General features: G+C 69.3%; 17 protein-coding genes. 6 read left to right on the top strand and 11 right to left on the bottom strand.

Annotated elements, in window-relative coordinates; translation table 11 throughout:
• Positions 1–114 precede the first annotated feature (114 nt).
• Complete coding sequence (locus tag AC3ERS_RS08285) at positions 115–690, top strand: Uma2 family endonuclease (RefSeq protein ID WP_431965145.1); 576 nt, start codon at positions 115–117, stop codon at positions 688–690.
• 181 nt (positions 691–871) lie between these two features.
• On the opposite strand, the gene AC3ERS_RS08280 is transcribed toward AC3ERS_RS08285, so the two are convergent.
• The 4 genes from AC3ERS_RS08280 to AC3ERS_RS08265 form a co-directional block, all read right to left on the bottom strand.
• Complete coding sequence (locus tag AC3ERS_RS08280) at positions 872–1081, bottom strand: hypothetical protein (RefSeq protein WP_431965143.1); 210 nt, start codon at positions 1079–1081, stop codon at positions 872–874.
• Between the two features lie 132 nt (positions 1082–1213).
• Positions 1214–1816 carry an ATPase gene (locus AC3ERS_RS08275; RefSeq protein ID WP_431965141.1) on the bottom strand — a complete coding sequence of 201 codons (603 nt, stop codon included), beginning with the start codon at positions 1814–1816 and terminating at the stop codon, positions 1214–1216.
• Positions 1816–1974 (bottom strand): hypothetical protein, encoded by a 159-nt coding sequence (locus AC3ERS_RS08270; RefSeq protein WP_431965139.1) that lies wholly within the window; start codon positions 1972–1974, stop codon positions 1816–1818. The genes AC3ERS_RS08275 and AC3ERS_RS08270 overlap by 1 nt, the downstream gene beginning before the upstream one ends.
• Positions 1971–2528, bottom strand: a complete 558-nt coding sequence (locus AC3ERS_RS08265; RefSeq protein ID WP_431965137.1) for a peroxiredoxin-like family protein — start codon at positions 2526–2528, stop codon at positions 1971–1973. The genes AC3ERS_RS08270 and AC3ERS_RS08265 overlap by 4 nt, the downstream gene beginning before the upstream one ends.
• 70 nt (positions 2529–2598) lie before the next feature.
• Between AC3ERS_RS08265 and AC3ERS_RS08260 the strand changes: the two genes are divergently transcribed.
• Positions 2599–3213: a TetR/AcrR family transcriptional regulator gene (locus AC3ERS_RS08260; RefSeq protein WP_431965135.1), complete on the top strand. Its 615-nt coding sequence runs from the start codon at positions 2599–2601 to the stop codon at positions 3211–3213.
• 27 nt (positions 3214–3240) lie between these two features.
• Here the strand turns inward: AC3ERS_RS08260 and AC3ERS_RS08255 are convergent, their stop codons facing one another.
• Positions 3241–4383, bottom strand: coding sequence for a GDSL-type esterase/lipase family protein (locus tag AC3ERS_RS08255; protein WP_431965133.1), 1143 nt, complete (start codon positions 4381–4383; stop codon positions 3241–3243).
• A 111-nt stretch (positions 4384–4494) separates the two neighbouring features.
• Here AC3ERS_RS08255 and AC3ERS_RS08250 point away from each other — a divergent pair, with 111 nt between their 5' ends.
• Entirely contained in the window at positions 4495–4968 is a 474-nt protein-coding gene (locus AC3ERS_RS08250) for a MarR family winged helix-turn-helix transcriptional regulator (protein WP_431965131.1), read from the top strand.
• A gap of 4 nt (positions 4969–4972) precedes the next feature.
• Here AC3ERS_RS08250 and AC3ERS_RS08245 read toward each other — a convergent pair whose 3' ends face one another.
• On the bottom strand, positions 4973–5629 hold the full coding sequence (locus tag AC3ERS_RS08245) for a TetR/AcrR family transcriptional regulator C-terminal domain-containing protein (RefSeq protein WP_431965129.1): 657 nt from the start codon (positions 5627–5629) through the stop codon (positions 4973–4975).
• Positions 5630–5714: 85 nt separating this feature from the next.
• On the opposite strand from AC3ERS_RS08245, the gene AC3ERS_RS08240 reads away from it, so the two are divergent.
• Positions 5715–6761, top strand: coding sequence for an NAD(P)-dependent alcohol dehydrogenase (locus AC3ERS_RS08240; protein ID WP_431965127.1), 1047 nt, complete (start codon positions 5715–5717; stop codon positions 6759–6761).
• Here AC3ERS_RS08240 and AC3ERS_RS08235 read toward each other — a convergent pair.
• Together AC3ERS_RS08235 and AC3ERS_RS08230 are read right to left on the bottom strand one after the other, a co-directional pair.
• A complete protein-coding gene (locus tag AC3ERS_RS08235) occupies positions 6707–6952 on the bottom strand; it encodes a CGNR zinc finger domain-containing protein (protein ID WP_431965125.1) in 246 nt (81 codons plus the stop codon). The two genes, AC3ERS_RS08240 and AC3ERS_RS08235, sit on opposite strands and share 55 nt — an antisense overlap.
• A gap of 21 nt (positions 6953–6973) precedes the next feature.
• Positions 6974–7924 (bottom strand): helix-turn-helix transcriptional regulator, encoded by a 951-nt coding sequence (locus tag AC3ERS_RS08230; protein ID WP_431965123.1) that lies wholly within the window; start codon positions 7922–7924, stop codon positions 6974–6976.
• Positions 7925–7987: 63 nt separating this feature from the next.
• Between AC3ERS_RS08230 and AC3ERS_RS08225 the strand changes: the two genes are divergently transcribed.
• Positions 7988–9142, top strand: a complete 1155-nt coding sequence (locus AC3ERS_RS08225) for an epoxide hydrolase family protein (protein ID WP_431965121.1) — start codon at positions 7988–7990, stop codon at positions 9140–9142.
• A 168-nt stretch (positions 9143–9310) separates the two neighbouring features.
• The gene (locus tag AC3ERS_RS08220) at positions 9311–9463 is read left to right on the top strand and encodes a hypothetical protein (protein ID WP_431965119.1); all 153 of its coding nucleotides are present in this window, start codon (positions 9311–9313) and stop codon (positions 9461–9463) included.
• Positions 9464–9473: 10 nt separating this feature from the next.
• Here the strand turns inward: AC3ERS_RS08220 and AC3ERS_RS08215 are convergent, their stop codons facing one another.
• Genes AC3ERS_RS08215 through AC3ERS_RS08205 form a run of 3 tightly spaced genes read right to left on the bottom strand, consistent with a single transcriptional unit; the run spans position 9474 to position 12876 of the window.
• Positions 9474–11489: a 5-oxoprolinase/urea amidolyase family protein gene (locus tag AC3ERS_RS08215; RefSeq protein ID WP_431965117.1), complete on the bottom strand. Its 2016-nt coding sequence runs from the start codon at positions 11487–11489 to the stop codon at positions 9474–9476.
• Positions 11486–12106, bottom strand: a complete 621-nt coding sequence (locus tag AC3ERS_RS08210) for an urea amidolyase associated protein UAAP2 (protein WP_431965115.1) — start codon at positions 12104–12106, stop codon at positions 11486–11488. Before AC3ERS_RS08210 ends, AC3ERS_RS08215 begins: the two co-directional genes overlap by 4 nt.
• The gene (locus AC3ERS_RS08205; protein WP_431965113.1) at positions 12103–12876 is read right to left on the bottom strand and encodes a DUF1989 domain-containing protein; all 774 of its coding nucleotides are present in this window, start codon (positions 12874–12876) and stop codon (positions 12103–12105) included. The genes AC3ERS_RS08210 and AC3ERS_RS08205 overlap by 4 nt, the downstream gene beginning before the upstream one ends.
• Positions 12877–12939: the final 63 nt, after the last annotated feature.

Below are 12939 nucleotides of genomic sequence, written 5' to 3'. Positions count from 1 at the left end.
TGTGCTCGCTCAGTCGGCACGGAAGACCCCAGATCGACCGTGCCGACTGAGCTACGCTCGTGCTGAGTCCAACCGGCGCGGTTGGCGAATGCCGGTGGGGTTGGAGGCGATTCGATGACGATGCCGGTTCCCAGCTCGGACCATTGGACGGCTGCCGACCTCGATCGCATGCCCGATGACGGATTGCGCTACGAGGTGCTCAACGGTCAGCTCGTCGTGAACGCCGTTCCGACACCGCGGCATCAGCGGGTGCTCGAGCGGCTGGAGAGCGCGCTGGAGGCCGTCCGGCCCCATGAGTACGAGGTGATGCGGGGCGTCGGTGTCCTGACCGGAGACGACGAGCCCATTCCAGATCTGATCGTGGTCACCGGCCCGATCGACTGGGACGGTCGCGGGATTCCTGTCGGGCAGGTTCAGCTTGCCGTCGAAGTGGTCTCCAACTCGACCACATTGCAGGACCGCATGGTGAAGCCGGTTCTCTACGCCGAGGCGGGGATTCCGAACTACTGGCGCTTCGAGCTCAATGCCTTCAAGGGACAACTGCCGGGCGAGTCGTTGCCGGTGGCGTTCGTCCATTCCCTCGGCGGCGACCGCAGTTACGAGCCGACGTATCGGGTCGCAGCCGGGGAGAAGGTTACTTTGCGAGCTCCTTTCGAGTTCACCCTCGATCCGGTCTCGTTACTGCCTTGACACCTCACGAAGGCCGCTGCCGTGGATCGGCGGCGGCCTTTTCGGGGTGTTGGGGGCAGCAGGGATGGGGTGGTGCGCTCAGCGCACCTCCTGGATCGAGCGGGACCGGCTGGGGCGCCGAGTTATGAGTTCCCCGTGGCACGGGCGGAAGCCAACCCCGCCCGTGCCGTCGACAGGACTCCTAGTTGCAGCTGTAGGCGGAGCCGCACCGCAGGAGGCGAAGCAGCCCATCGAAGCCGCTGATCAGTGCACTACCCGACGACGGTGCGGGCTCGCCGGGCGCGATCACCGGTGTGGCGGTAATCGGTTCGGCCGCAGCAGGACCCGCTGTGAGGACTGCTCCGAAGGCCAGTGCCGCGACGCCTGCGCCGAGCAGCTTGGTGAACGACATGATGAATCCTTTGTCCAATTCTATGGTTATGGATGACGGCTCGCCGTCATCCATATTTGACCAATCGGTCGGACTAGCTCCGGCGTTACGAAAAGTGGCGCGCGCCAAAGAATTTCGGGGCCACCGGTCTGGTCAGGCGGGGATCGCGTGTTCCTCGGTGAAGAGTTTGCGGCAGGTGGGGGCGCAGAAGGCGTAGTAGGTGCCGTTGTGGGTGAGAGTCAGCTCCGCGGTGGCCAATTCGACGGTCATGCCGCAGATCGGGTCGATGGCGAAACCCTCGGGGGCTTCCCGGGTTTCGCCGGAGTTGCGGTAGTCCTCGGTCATCAGCTCGGTGATCTCGGTGCCGGTGAGGGGGCGGCCGAGAGCGGCGAGACCGCGTTCGCGGAGGCCGACGATCTGGATCACGCAGTGCGGTTCGCGGGTGAGGCGTTCCGGATCGGGCTCGGTCGCCGCGATCGCCTCGGTGATCATCGGCACGACGTGGTCGGCGAATCGCGGGTTGTTGCTCCACGAACCGGGGACGGTGAGACGTACGAGGTAGCGCGGTGCGGCGGGTCCGCCCGTCGCCCACACGTCCGGCTCCCGGACGAGCACGTGGGTCAGTTCGCGCGCCTTGTCGAGCACCGTGTCCGGCGCGTCGTCCTCGGTGGTCAGTGCGTACAGGATGCGTTCGGCGAGTGCGTGTTTGCGCTCGGCGTCGAGGACGCCCGCGGTCACGAACAGCTCGATGGTCATCACGAGTGTGTCCCCTTCTCGAATGCGTAGTCGATGGCGCCGTAACCGAACGCGCTTGCGAGCCGTCCGGCGCTCAGCAGCGCGCCCGCCCTGACGACACGTGGCTGCGCGGCTCCGGCCGTGCGCGAGGCAGCCTGCGGCTCGGCGATCGCCGTCACCGGAGCTGCTCGGCGGGCACGAGCGCCAGCAGTTCGTCGACCGACCACTGGTCGTAGACGTGCGTCCCGTGCTTGGCGGCCAGCACTCGGCCGTCGGGGGCGATGAGGAAATCCGCGGGCAGGCCGAGCGGGCCGCCGTCGGGCCGGCTCGGGGGAGCGGGACGGTCGCGGCGCAGCATGGCGCGCAGGTCGTGCGCGACAGCGCGGGCGATGGCGGGCCAGCCGCGCGGGTCGAGCAGGGCGCGCGGTGAGGTCTCGACGCCGAACTCGCGGTAGAGGATGCGGTCCGGGTCGGCGATGACGTCGAGCGGCAGATCGTCGGTGTACTTGCGCAGTTCCTCCGCGTGCGAGTGGAAGACGATCACCTCGCGGATGTTCGCCGCGGCGATCTCGGCGCGGCGAGTGACGATCGAACGCAGGTGCAGGTTGCATACCGGGCAGCCCGCGAAACGACGGAATTGCAGGTGAACGAGGCAATCGGGGTCCGGGATCGGTACCTCGACGCCGGTGATGGTCCGCAAGGTGCGCGCGGCGACGGAAGTCGGCAGTGACATGGTCTCTCCTTCGTAAGTGTACGACGTACGCCTACGACCAGTATGCGCGTACCTTGTACGCTGTCAACCCATGCCACGTCCTCGTTCGCTGACCACCGACGATCTCGGGAACGCCGCCCTCGCCGTCATCGACCGCGACGGGCTCGAAGGACTGACCATGCGGGCCGTCGCGAAGGAACTGCGCGTCGCCACCATGGGCCTGTATCGCTATGTCGCAGACCGGGATCAGCTCGAGGTGCTGGTGGTCGATCGGGTGCTCGGAGCCATGGAGACCGTGCCCCCGGAGGGGGAGGACTGGCGAGCCAGGGCCGTGGTCCTGCTGACGCGGATGCGGGCCGCCGTCGCGGCCCATCCCGCCGTGGTGCCGCTGATCTTGCGGCACCGCCAGTCCTCCGCCGCGTCGCTGCACTGGATGGAGGCCATGCTGACCGTGCTCACCGACGCGGGCTTCGCAGGCCGGGAGCGGGTGATCGCGCAGCGCACGGTGGTCGGCTTCCTGCTCGGCTTCCTGCAGAACGAGCACTACGCCTCGATCGCGGGGCCGGGCACCGCGACCATCGCGGCGCTGGCCACCGACGACTTCCCGCTGCTGGTGCAGACGGCGAGCCGGGCGCGGACGATGTCGGTCGACGACGAATTCCGCGGCGGCGTCGAGATCGTGCTACGCGGACTATCGCCGAGCTGAAACCGGCTGCGGCCGTGCGCGATCCGGCTACCCGAAGATCTTCGCCAGGTCGACGGACTCGCCCATCGCTCGCGCGCCCGCGTCGTTGAGGTGCATGCCGTCACCGCTGTCGAACTCGGGCCGGATGTAGTCCGGCCGCTGCGGATCGGCGACGGCGCGGTCCACGTCGAAGACCGAGTCGAAAACGTCCGTGCCCCGGATCCATTCGTTCACGGCGTGCCGAGTGGCCAGGGTCTCGGCGACAGGGAGGCCAGGGTAGATGCAGCCCGCGTAAGGACCGATGGTGGCCGCGTGGATGGTCAGCCCGGCGGCGTGCGCGCGGCGAGCCAGTTCGGTGAATCCCTCGATGAGTTCCGTTGCGGTGGCGGGCGCTTGGCCGCCCATGCCGCCGAGGATCAGGTCGTTGATGCCGAAATGGATCAGCACGTGGCGCACGCCGGGGACGTCGCGGGCGTCGCGGGCGAACCGGTCCAGGCCGCGTTCGCCGATCTCCTCGGTGAGCAGCCGGTTTCCGCCGATGCCCTGGTTCACCACCCAGCCGCGTCGCGTGCGCTCGTTGAGCACGTCGACCGAGCGGCGGTTGGCGCCGAGCGTGCTGCCGACGCCCTCGAACCACGAATCCCCGAAGGCGACCGCGATGTCGGTCCCGGCGGGCGCGAGGACGTCGACGCCGCTCACGAAGAAGCGGCAGGGAATCTCTTGCGCGTCGGGCATGCCGGTCGCGCCGGTGTGATCGCCACTCGCGGCGTAGGCGATTTCGGTGGGCATGTGCGAGAACGTCGCGGGCCCGGTCGGCTCCGGCAGGTAGAGGCTGAACAGCAGATCGTCGCCCGCGTCCACCGCGAGGTCGATCGGATCGCTGAGCACTTCGCCGCCCGCGGGCACGGTCACCCGCGCCGCTCCGGCGAACCGCACTTCGCGGTCGGTCTCTTGGACGATCTCGTCGGCGGTCTTGCGCAGCGCGATCCGGGCGGCCCCGATGACGAGAGGGGTCCGTCCGTAGCGGTTGGTCAGGCGAACGCGGATCTGCTCGCCGCCGCCCGCCATATGCAGCACCTGGCGCAGGGTCTGATCGGTGAATTCGTGCGAATCGGTGAGCTTGATCCGCTCGTACGGGCTGATCACGGCCGAGCGGAAGCCTGCGACCCATCCGGTGGCTTGCGATGACATGAGAACTCCCAAGTTGTTGACGCGAGGAATATTGCGTTGTCATATATCTACTCCAATGTATTCCTCCCGTCAACTATCCGCGCGTCAAATACATCCGGTAGAGTCCGGGTCATGGACGAGCCCGACCTCTTCGACGATCCGCGCCTGACCGCGATGGGCCTGCTCTACGAGGCGCACGACGGCCTGCTCGCCAAGCTGGAGCCGACCTGGAAGTCGAGTGGCCTCTCCGGCTTGGACCTCAACGCTTTGCTTCGCCTGAGCCGTTCCCCCGAACGGCGACTACGCATGACCGACCTCGCGACGCAGACCTCGCTGTCGACCAGCGGCGTCACCCGGCTGGTCGACCGGCTGTCCGCGGCGGGACTGGTCGAGCGCGTGCTGGACCCGGCCGACCGTCGCAGCGCTCGCGCGGTGCTGACCGACGCCGGTGTGCGCCGCCTCGAACAGGTGCTGCCGGACTATCTCGACGCGATTCAGCGCTGGTTCACCGGTCTGCTCGCGCCGGAACAACTCGAAGCGCTGACCACCGCGCTGCGGATCGTCCGCGATGCCACGAACCCGGACGCCACCGCGCGCACCGATTGACGGCTTACTCGGCCGCCTCCCGTAGGCGCTCGAGTCCGTCGAGGACGAGCTCGAGGCCGAATTCGAACTCCGCGATGCCGTCGTGCACGCCGTCGATGACCAGCCTGGTGAGCGCGTTCATGTGCGGGTGCGTCGATTCCGGAATGCGCGGCAGGAAATAGGTTGCCGCCGCGACGTATTCGGAAGGCTCCAGCGGAAAGGTCGACTCCCGCAGGGTGAACCCGTAGATGTGCGCGTCCATCGCGTTCCAGGCCCGGTCCGCCTGTTGGTAGGTGAAACCGGCGGCGCGCAGGCAGCCGAGCGTGGCGTCGATGTAGCGCAGCATCGCCGGGCCGACGTTCACCCGCGAGCCGATCAGTCCGGTCGCCCAGGGGTGGCGGCGCAGCGCCTCGTGCGCGGACACGGCGCGGGTGCGCAGCGCCGCCTTCCAGTCCCCGCCGATCTCGGGCGCCGCCATCTCGGCGACCACCAGATCCGCGATCCCGTCGAGCAGGTCGTCCTTGTTCGCGACGTGGTTGTACAGCGACATCGCCTCCACGCCGAGGGTCTGGGCCAGCTTGCGCATGGACAGCGCGTGGAGTCCCTGCTCGTCGGCGAGGCGGACGGCGGCGCGCAGGACACGCTCGCGGGTGAGCCGGGCGCGCTCGGCGGGCTTGGTCATCGATCGCTCTCCCTTGACGGACTTACACCGTAAGCGTAGCGTTCGAGCTGTAGCACTTACGGTGTAAGTAGAGGTGGTAACCGCCATGTCGGAATCGTCGAGCCCGCGCACAGTGACCGGTCGGGACGTGATGACCGCGATTGTCGCGCCGCGCTACGGGTCGAGTGACGTCTTGCGCGTCGAGGAGGTACCGCGCCCGGAGCCCGCCCCGCACGAGGTTTCGGTCCGGGTCAGGGCGGCCGCCGTAGCCTCGGGCGACGTGCACCTGCTCACCGGCAAGCCGTATCTCATCCGGCTGATGGGCTTCGGGGTGCGCAAGCCCAAGCATCCGGTGATCGGCCACGATCTCGCGGGTGAGGTGGTGACCGTCGGATCGGCGGTCACCTCGTTCCGGATCGGGGATCGGGTATACGGTGCAACGGATTTCGGAGCGTTCGCCGAATACGTTTGTGTCGACGCCGCCACCCTCGCGCCGATACCCGCCGGTCTCTCCTTCGAACAGGCTGCCGCCGTGCCGGATTCGGGCATGACAGCGCTCCAGGGTCTGCGCGATGTCGGCGGTGTGCGCGCCGGACAGTCGGTGTTGATCAACGGCGCCTCCGGCGGGGTCGGTGGCTTCGCCGTGCAAATCGCCAAGGCGCTCGGCGCGCGGGTGACAGCGGTGTGCAGCACGCGTCACGTCGAGTTCGTGCGCGGCCTCGGCGCTGATCGTGTGATCGACTACACGACTACGGATTTTGTGCAGTCGGGCGAACGCTACGACGTGCTGCTCGACCTGGTCGGCAACCGCGGCCTCGCCGACTGCCGCAAGGTGCTCGCGCCCGAAGGCGTCTTCGTGTCCTCGGCGGGCTCGCCGGGCGGCGACTGGATCGGTCCGGTGCTCTGGATCGGCCGGGTGGTCGTAGCCGACCTTTTCATCCGGCAGACCATGCGCCCGCTGCTGATGAAGCCGCGGCGAGCCGATCTGGAATTCCTCACCGAACTCGTCGAGAGCGGCAAGCTACGCCCGGTGATCGAGCGCGAATATCCGTTGCGCGACGCCGTGGCCGCGATCTCCCATGTCGCCGAGGGGCATGCTCAGGGCAAGACGGTGCTCGTCGTCAGCAGGCCCGGTGCCGGCGAAGCTTCGTGAGGTTCGCAGCGCTCCATCGAGTACCAGCGGCGGTGGCCGGGGCGGGAGGTGTCGATGAAGAGCAGGCCGCAATCGTCGGCCGTGCACGCTCGGATGCGAGCGGCCCGTTGAACAGCTCGATGACGTCGCGCGCGAGCATCGACAGCGTCGCGCGTGCGGTAGGCGCGGCGCAGGTCGGCGTCCCGGTTCACCCCTGAACCCGGTGCGGCGGATCAGGAGACCGCGTCCGCGAAGCGCTCGGCCAGCGTGCGGACGCGCTCGACGAGCTCGGGCGGCTCGTGCACCCGAAAGGGGAAGTCGAACAGCGCCACGTACACGGCGAGTTCATCGAGCGAGTTGGAACCCGTTCGCAGCAGGCAGCTTTCGGCATCGATCGGCTCGATGACGCCGACCGTCGGCGCGATGCGGTCCGCAGCCACCGCCGCAGGCACGCCCAGGGTGATGCGGGCGGCGTAGCGGTAGGGCGCGGTCGTCACGCCTCGCGAGATGTAGCCCGACAGATCGATTTCGGGCGCCTCGCGCGGCGTGAACCGCGGCCCGGTGGGGATGCGCGGGTGCATCCGGTCGACCCGGTAGGTGCGCCAGTCGTCGCGATCGACGTCCCAGCCGATGAGGTACCAGCGGCGGCCGGTGTGCGCCAGCCGGTGCGGTTCGGCGGTGCGTAAAGAGCTCGCGCCCTCATGGTTTCGGTAGTCGAAGCGCAGCCGGTGCTGGTCGCGGATGGCGGCGGCGACGGCGGTGAGCACGTCGGGATCGACCGTCGCGCCCGCGGCGGGGACGGTGACCGTCACCGAGTGCAGTAGCTGCACGCGATGTCGCAACCGGGAGGGGAGCACCTGCTCGAGCTTGGTGAGCGCGCGCAGCGAACTGTCCTCGATACCGGCGATGGTGCCGCCCGCGGCGGTGCGCAGGCCGACCGCGACGGCCACCGCCTCGTCGTCGTCGAGCAGCAGTGGCGGCAGCTTCGCGCCCGCGCCGAGCCGGTATCCCGCCACGCCCGCGGTCGCCTGCACCGGATAGCCGAGAGCCCGCAGCTTGTCGATGTCGCGGCGGACGGTGCGCACGTCGACCTCGAGGCGGGCGGCCAGGTCTGCCCCGGTCCAGTCGCGCGGGGTTTGCAGCAGCGACAGCAGGCGCAGCAGCCGGGCGGAGGTTTCCAACATGCGAGCAAGTCTGCCCGAAACCTAGGGCCGAAGCTGTCCTAGGTGGCTCCTATCGTCGTTCTCATGACCTTCGAGATCACCGAATTCCGCATCGACATCCCGCAGCAGCAGCTCGACGACCTGCACCGACGGCTCGACGCGGTGCGCTGGCCCGAGCCGCTGCCGGGCGACGACTGGGACACCGGCGTGCCCACCGCGTGGCTGCGCTCGCTGGTCGAGCACTGGCGCACCGGCTACGACTGGCGCGCCGCCGAGCGCGAACTCAACGCGCATCCGCAATTCCGCACCGAGATCGACGGACAGACGATCCACTTCCTGCACGTCCGCTCGCCCGAGCAGGACGCGCTCCCGCTGCTGCTCACGCACGGCTGGCCCGGATCGGTGGTCGAATTCCTCGATCTGATCGGCCCGTTGACCGATCCGAAGGCGTACGGCGGCGATCCCGCCGACGCGTTCCACGTGGTCATCCCCGCGCTGCCCGGGTTCGGATTCTCCGGCCCGGTGCGCGAATCCGGCTGGACCGTCGAGCGCGTCGGGCGGGCTTGGGCGGAGTTGATGCGCAGGCTCGGCTACGACCGCTACGGCGTGCAGGGCGGCGATATCGGCGCGGCGGTCAGTCCCGAGGTCGCGCGGGTGGCGCCGGACCGGGTGGTCGGCGTGCACACCAACGGCGGCACGGGCGCGTTCCCCGCGCTCCCGCTCTCGGAGCAGGAGCTCGCCGAGCTTTCCGACGTGGAGCGGGACCGTATCCGCCGGATCGAGGCGTTCATGAACGAGGAGTTCGGCTACATCGCGATCCAGTCCACCCGCCCCCAGACCCTCGCGTACGGGCTCACGGATTCGCCGGTCGGCCAATTGGCTTGGATCATGGACAAATTCCGCGAGTGGACGCATCCGCGCGCGGTGGAACCGGACAAGATCATCGACCGGGACCGCCTGCTGACCAACGCGATGCTGTACTGGCTCACCGGAACGGCGGGCTCCGCGGCCTACGTCGGTTACGCGCAGGACGCGCCGTGGGGCGCGACCAAGGTGAACTCCGGTGTGCCGACGGGTGTTCTGGTGTTCGCCCACGACGTCGCCATCCATCGCTACGACGAGCGGGAGAACACCATCACCCGCTGGACCGACGTGGATCGCGGTGGACATTTCGCCGCGCTGGAGGAGCCGGAGCTGCTCACCGACGACGTGCGGGCGTTCTTCCGCGACCTGCGCTGAACTCGCCGAAAAATGTTTCCGCTACCCCGGTTCCGGCATGTCGCCGCCGGAACAGGCGTATACCCGCCTTCACCGCGGCCGTGCGCGGCTATCGGCGAACCGCGTCCGGCGGTGTCCACTGTGGCGCACAATCGATGGGCAGGACCGCGGTGAGCAGGAGCGATCGCCATGACTGAGCCGTTGCGGATGACGCAGGAACATCGAGAGGCCTTCTGGCGGCGCTGCGGCTGGTCACCCGAGCAGCCCGAATCGCAGCGCCGCGCGATCGAACAGTGCTGGGGCGACGAGTGGATCGACCTGGCCGAACTGCTCGGCTGGTGAGGCGCGCCGCTCAGTCCACGCCGAGCTCGCCCGCACGCCGCCACGAGTCACGCTCGGCGGCAAAGGCTTTCGCCTGCGTCGCGCGGAAGCGGTCGATGTCGGCGGCATTGTCGGCGAGGAACGCACGGTAGTCGGCGAGCCGGAACTCGCCCTCCTCGGCGCGCACCTCCACCTTGCCCGCGGCGAAATCGGCTCGCATGTCGAGCAATTCCTCCGCGCTCACTGGATACCAGCTGATGCGGTCGAAATAGCGCAGCAGCCAAGGCATTTCGGTGGCGGCGTGGTTCCACACCTGGGTGGTGCGTCCGACGAACTGGTAACCGCCCGGCCCTTCCATGCCGTAGATGCACAGATACGCGCCGCCGATGCCGACCGCGTTCTCCGGCGTCCAGGTGCGGGCGGGGTTGTATTTGGTGGTCACCAGGCGGTGGCGCGGATCGATCGGGGTGGCCACCGGGGCGCCGAGATAGACGTCGCCGAGTCCGAGCACCAGGTACTGCGCATCGAAGACGGTGTCGTAGACGTCCTGCACCGTGGCAAGACCGTTCATGCGGCGGATGAACTCGATGTTCCACGGGCACCAGGGCGCGTCGGCGCGCACGCCGTGCATGTAGCGGGTGATCGCCTCCCTGGTGGCGGGGTCGTCCCAGGAGAGCGGCAGGTGCACGGTGCGGCTCGGCACCACGAGATCAGTGCCCGCGGGCAGCTCCCGCTCGGCCTCGGCGAGCAGCCCCAGCAGCGTGGGCACGGACAGGACGTGCGGATCGACGCGGATCTGCAGGGACCGCACACCCGGCGTCAGCTCCAGCACTCCGCGCGGGTTCGCCGCCAGCAGGTGCTGGTGCAACGCGTGCACGCGGGCACGCAAGCCGAGATCCAAGGTCATCGCACCGTATTCGACGAGCACGCCGTCGTCACCGGCCCGGCGATACGTCACCGCGGTCTCCGCGTCCACCTCGGCGCGGCGCAGCACACCGTCGTCGCCGTCGCCGCCCGGCGAAAGCACCGAAGGCCACGAGGCGCGACGGCCAGGACCGAGATCGCGCAGCGAGGCGGCGTGCTCACGGCGCACCGGCACGAAGCGCACCTTGTCGCCGGGGCTGAGCTGGCCCAGCTTCCACCGCTCGGCCGCGACCACCGTGACCGGGCAGACGAAGCCGCCGAGGCTCGGACCGTCGGGACCGAGCAGGATCGGGGTGTCACCGGTGAAGTCAAGCGCACCAACGGAATACGGAGTGTCGTGGATGTTGGACGGGTGCAGGCCCGCTTCCCCGCCGTCGGTGCGCGCCCACTCCGGCTTGGGACCGATCAACCGCACACCGGTGCGGTCGGAGTTGAAGTGCACCTCGTAATCGGTGCCGATGACGGTGTCGAAGTCGGCGCGGGTGAAGAACTCCGGTGCGCCGTGCGGTCCCTCGGTGACGGCCAGTTCCCAGCGTTGCGACAGCACCGGGCGGTCGTCGGCGGGCACGGCGGTCGCGAGGGGTGCGCGCGCTGCGCCCAACGGCAGGATCTCCCCGGCGCGCAGCGCCCCGCCCGCGCTGCCGCCGAACCGGCCGAGAGTGAAAGTGGCGGTGCTGCCGAGATATTCGGGTAGCTCGATACCGCCGGCCAACAGCACGTAGGTGCGCATGCCAGGTCCGCGAATCGCGCCGATCTCCAGTACGGCGCCCGCGGGCACCAGGACCGTCCGCCACTGCTCGACGGGCACGCCGTCCACTGTCACATCCGCCGGTGCGCCGGTCACGCACACCCATGTCGCGGTGGCGAACCGGAGCGCGGGCCCGCCGAGCGTGCATTCCAGTCCCGCCGCGCCCTCGGCGTTGCCGAGCACCCGGTTGCCGAGCCGGAAGGACAGGTCGTCCATCGGTCCGGACGGCGGAACACCGACGTGCCAGTAGCCGACGCGGCCCGGCCAATCCTGCACGGTGACGAGCATTCCGGGCCGCACCACTTCGACGGACGCGGCCGGCGCCTCGGCGATCTCGGGTTCCGGCGCGGGGGCGGGAATCTCGACGACCGTCATCGCGTGATCACCATGCGCACGGGTGTGGGGTCGAAACCGTTGCACGGGTTGTTGATCTGCGGGCAGTTGGACACCAGCACCAAGGTGTCGATCTCGGCGCGCAGCGTGACCTTCTTGCCCGGCGCGGACAACCCGTCCACGATGCCGAGGGTGCCGTCGGGTTCCACCGGGACGTTCATGAACCAGTTGATGTTCGACACCAGATCCCGTTTGCCGAGGCCCCATTTCATCGCCTCGACGAGGAAGTTCTCCACGCAGGCGTGCTGGTGACGGGTGTGGTGTCCGTAGCGAAGGGTGTTGGACTCCTGCGAGCAGGCGCCCGCGATGGTGTCGTGGTTGCCCACCTCGTCGGCGACCACCGTCATCAGCGCGGTGCCCGCCTCGGTCAGCAGCACACTGCCCGTGGTCAGGAAGATGTTGCGCTGGGCGGCGACGGTGGCCTGGGCGCTGTAGCGGTCGGCGGTGTCGGCGGCGGAGTAGAGCAGGCAGTCCACCGCCTGGTTGCCGTGCAGGTCGATGATCTCCAGTCGCTCGCCCGCGCGGACGATCGCCGACCACGGCGCGCGGGCGCGCACGGTCTCGTCGAGCACGACGGTCCGGGACAGGGTCGGGGTCATGCCGTCATCTCCAGGGTCATGGCCGTCCAGGCCGCTTCGGTGTTCTGCACGGCCCGTAGGTATTCCGGGTCGCCGTTGTGGTTCGCGGTCAGGTCTTTGGGTGCGGACCAGGCGACGATGTCGAGGTCGGTGGTCGCGCGCTCGTCGAGCGGGTGCGCCGCGTTGGCAACCAGCAGCACCGCGGGGAGGTGGACGAGCAGGTCCACCGAGGAGCCCGCGGGCGCGCTGCCCGTCGCGCTCAGCGCGCCGTCGGGCGCTACACGCACGCCGCGGAAGAACGAGAGGCTCGGGGCGATATCGCGCGGCGCGAGACCCTGTTTGGCGCCCGCGAGGCGCAGCAGGTCGCGGGCCTCGGGCGTGGGCCCGCACAGGGTGTCGTGGTGACCCGAGCTGTCGGCCAGCACGGTGCCCAGCACCCGGCCCTGATCGGTGAGCAGCGGATGCCCTGTCGAAAGGTACGCCTGCCACGGCACTTTCACGGTGTCGGCGACGTTCAGCCGCTCCCACGGTGCGTCGGCGCGCAGCAGCAGCACGTGGGCGCACGCGGACCCGGCGGGGTCGGTCAGCCGGACGCGGGTGCCGCGGCCGAGGACGACATTGGCGTAGCCGCCCGCCGGAATGCGCTGCGACCAGGTGATCTTCCCGGCAGGCACCTCGGAGGGCAGGTCAGGCCGGGCGAGGGTCGCGGCCGCGGCCTGGGCGCGAGCGTGTGAGCGGGCGCCCCCGGTGGAGGCGGTGCCCGCGTGCTCGGGGTTGCTTGGCTCGGTCATCGGAGTCCTTTCGAAGGGAACCCGTGCGCGGCGGTCGGTCGCCGGACCGCCGCGCACGGAACG

It is taken from the genome of Nocardia sp. bgisy134, from assembly GCF_057708325.1.
This window is presented reverse-complemented; position numbering and strand designations above follow the sequence as displayed.

Excerpts from the sequence above, each read along its gene's own strand:
- AC3ERS_RS08265 (WP_431965137.1), bottom strand. The coding sequence starts at position 2,528 with ATGTCACTGCCGACTTCCGTCGCCGCGCGCACCTTGCGGACCATCACC.
- AC3ERS_RS08280 (WP_431965143.1), bottom strand. The coding sequence starts at position 1,081 with ATGTCGTTCACCAAGCTGCTCGGCGCAGGCGTCGCGGCACTGGCCTTC.
- AC3ERS_RS08240 (WP_431965127.1), top strand. The coding sequence starts at position 5,715 with ATGTCGGAATCGTCGAGCCCGCGCACAGTGACCGGTCGGGACGTGATG.
- AC3ERS_RS08245 (WP_431965129.1), bottom strand. The coding sequence starts at position 5,629 with ATGACCAAGCCCGCCGAGCGCGCCCGGCTCACCCGCGAGCGTGTCCTG.
- AC3ERS_RS08230 (WP_431965123.1), bottom strand. The coding sequence starts at position 7,924 with ATGTTGGAAACCTCCGCCCGGCTGCTGCGCCTGCTGTCGCTGCTGCAA.
- AC3ERS_RS08285 (WP_431965145.1), top strand. The coding sequence starts at position 115 with ATGACGATGCCGGTTCCCAGCTCGGACCATTGGACGGCTGCCGACCTC.
- AC3ERS_RS08210 (WP_431965115.1), bottom strand. The coding sequence starts at position 12,106 with ATGACCCCGACCCTGTCCCGGACCGTCGTGCTCGACGAGACCGTGCGC.
- AC3ERS_RS08260 (WP_431965135.1), top strand. The coding sequence starts at position 2,599 with ATGCCACGTCCTCGTTCGCTGACCACCGACGATCTCGGGAACGCCGCC.
- AC3ERS_RS08275 (WP_431965141.1), bottom strand. The coding sequence starts at position 1,816 with ATGACCATCGAGCTGTTCGTGACCGCGGGCGTCCTCGACGCCGAGCGC.
- AC3ERS_RS08215 (WP_431965117.1), bottom strand. The coding sequence starts at position 11,489 with ATGACGGTCGTCGAGATTCCCGCCCCCGCGCCGGAACCCGAGATCGCC.
- AC3ERS_RS08205 (WP_431965113.1), bottom strand. The coding sequence starts at position 12,876 with ATGACCGAGCCAAGCAACCCCGAGCACGCGGGCACCGCCTCCACCGGG.
- AC3ERS_RS08225 (WP_431965121.1), top strand. The coding sequence starts at position 7,988 with ATGACCTTCGAGATCACCGAATTCCGCATCGACATCCCGCAGCAGCAG.
- AC3ERS_RS08250 (WP_431965131.1), top strand. The coding sequence starts at position 4,495 with ATGGACGAGCCCGACCTCTTCGACGATCCGCGCCTGACCGCGATGGGC.
- AC3ERS_RS08255 (WP_431965133.1), bottom strand. The coding sequence starts at position 4,383 with ATGTCATCGCAAGCCACCGGATGGGTCGCAGGCTTCCGCTCGGCCGTG.
- AC3ERS_RS08220 (WP_431965119.1), top strand. The coding sequence starts at position 9,311 with ATGACTGAGCCGTTGCGGATGACGCAGGAACATCGAGAGGCCTTCTGG.